The sequence below is a fragment of the Herbaspirillum chlorophenolicum genome (assembly GCF_001189955.1).
Classification (GTDB): domain Bacteria; phylum Pseudomonadota; class Gammaproteobacteria; order Burkholderiales; family Burkholderiaceae_D; genus Herbaspirillum; species Herbaspirillum chlorophenolicum.
This window is the reverse complement of record NZ_LFLT01000136.1, coordinates 1-1,643: the sequence shown is the minus strand read 5'-3', so window position 1 is coordinate 1,643 and position 1,643 is coordinate 1. Positions and strand designations below refer to the sequence as shown.

The following is a 1,643-nucleotide window of genomic DNA, read 5'->3' as shown; positions in this document are numbered from 1 at the left end:
TGTTGAGCAATGCTTCGGCCATGATGCTACGGGCCGAGTTACCGGTGCAGAGGAAAAGAACGTTGTAGGTCTTCTGTTGGCTAGTGGACATGGTGACTCCTTGGTGTGAAGGCCTGGCGGTTCCAGGCATTGATCATTCGGCAGTAGCGGTTGGCTCGCAGCATGCATTCACCGGCGAGCACACGTTGCCACCGCAGCAGTTCTCGGTGAGGAACCCTAGAACATCGTTCATGGCGGTGTAATTGGCGGCATAGATGACGAAGCGCCCCTCCTGGTGCGAAGTCACCAGACCGGCATGCGACAGCTCTTTCATGTGAAACGACAGAGAGGATGGAGCGATGCCTAGGGCGTCTCCGATCTTGCTGGCAGCGCTGCCCTCTGGTCCGACCTGAACCAGAAAGCGGAAGATGGCTAGGCGCGACTCTTGAGCCAGCGCTGCTAATGCAGTAATTACGGATTTCGTTTCCATATTCGCAGCCCTCAATTCAATATATCAATAATTCAATTATTATTGAAATAATGCGAAAAAACAAGTGAGAGCCAGCTGAGATGACGCAAGATTTCGGACGTGCAGCGAAAAAGCGTCACTTAGGGTTGCTCAAGAGTTGGCGGCATCTTTGACACAAGACGCTCCAGCATTTCACGGTGGTAAGGATCAGGCGAATCCACATAGCGCGAAGCAGAGCTGATGTTCTTCCACCCCACGTATTCCATCAGCGCCTGCATCTCCCATCCATTAGCACTGGCCCAGCTGGCAAAGCCTCGGCGTAATGAGTGCGAACTATAAAGGTGGACGTCCGTGACTCCGGCAGATTTTAAGATCCGGCGAAACAACGGAATAATGCTGGCCGCATTGACGGCACCTTCGCTAATCGTGCCCCAGCGGTCAATGCCCCTGATGACGGCGCCCGATTTCAGGCCGCTGACAGCCAGCCAGTCTAGGTAGGCTGCCACCGGGCACAGCTTCGATAACGCCGGCGTTTTGTAGGTGGTGCCCTTGAGGCTTCGGTCGGTCTTTGTGCGCGGCAAGTAAATGGTCATGCCTTCGCCGGCGACCGCCTCAATGCGATCAATCTCCAGCCTGGCAAGCTCGTCGCTGCGAAATCCACGCCAGAATCCAATGAGCAGTAGCGCCTTGTCGCGGGTATGGCGAAGCAGATCGCCAAAACGCCCCTGTTGCCGGGCCTGTTCGCGCTGCTGTTCCAGCCAGGCGCAAGTCTGCTCAAGCGCCTCAAGCTGTAGTGGTTTGGCCCGCTTTTCTTGTGCTGGGTGCAGCTCCTGGATGCCGCGCAGCATCTTGCGCACCACGGGCATTTTGGTCGGATCCGGGAAGCCTTGGTCGACATGCCATTGACCCAGGGCAGAGATACGCTGCTTCAGGGTGTTGTGCGCCAGCACGCCAGCATAGGCGGCCAGGTACCGCACAATGCTATCGGCGGTGGCCGGCAAGAAGCCACCCCATTCGATCTCGAAATGGTTCACTGCGGCGCGGTAGCTTTTGCGGGTGTTATCCCGGGTGGCGGCGCGCAAGTAGTCGTCAATCTGGATCATGGTGCTTGAAGTTCAAAAAGGCGGCATTACAGGTGGCCGGGGCTGAGTGAGGTTGATTTTAGCCCATCAGGAGAGATAACGAATCAATATTT

General features: G+C 56.2%; 3 protein-coding genes. All 3 read right to left on the bottom strand.

Features of this window, described 5'->3' with window-relative positions:
• A partial coding sequence (locus AKL28_RS24220) for an arsenate reductase/protein-tyrosine-phosphatase family protein (protein WP_462491137.1) occupies window positions 1-91 on the bottom strand: 91 nt, incomplete at its 3' end.
• Window positions 92-133: 42 nt separating this feature from the next.
• Window positions 134-469, bottom strand: a complete 336-nt coding sequence (locus AKL28_RS23520) for an ArsR/SmtB family transcription factor (protein ID WP_050470697.1) — start codon at window positions 467-469, stop codon at window positions 134-136.
• A gap of 119 nt (window positions 470-588) precedes the next feature.
• Window positions 589-1,551 carry a site-specific integrase gene (locus AKL28_RS23515; protein WP_050470696.1) on the bottom strand — a complete coding sequence of 321 codons (963 nt, stop codon included), beginning with the start codon at window positions 1,549-1,551 and terminating at the stop codon, window positions 589-591.
• Window positions 1,552-1,643 lie beyond the last annotated feature (92 nt).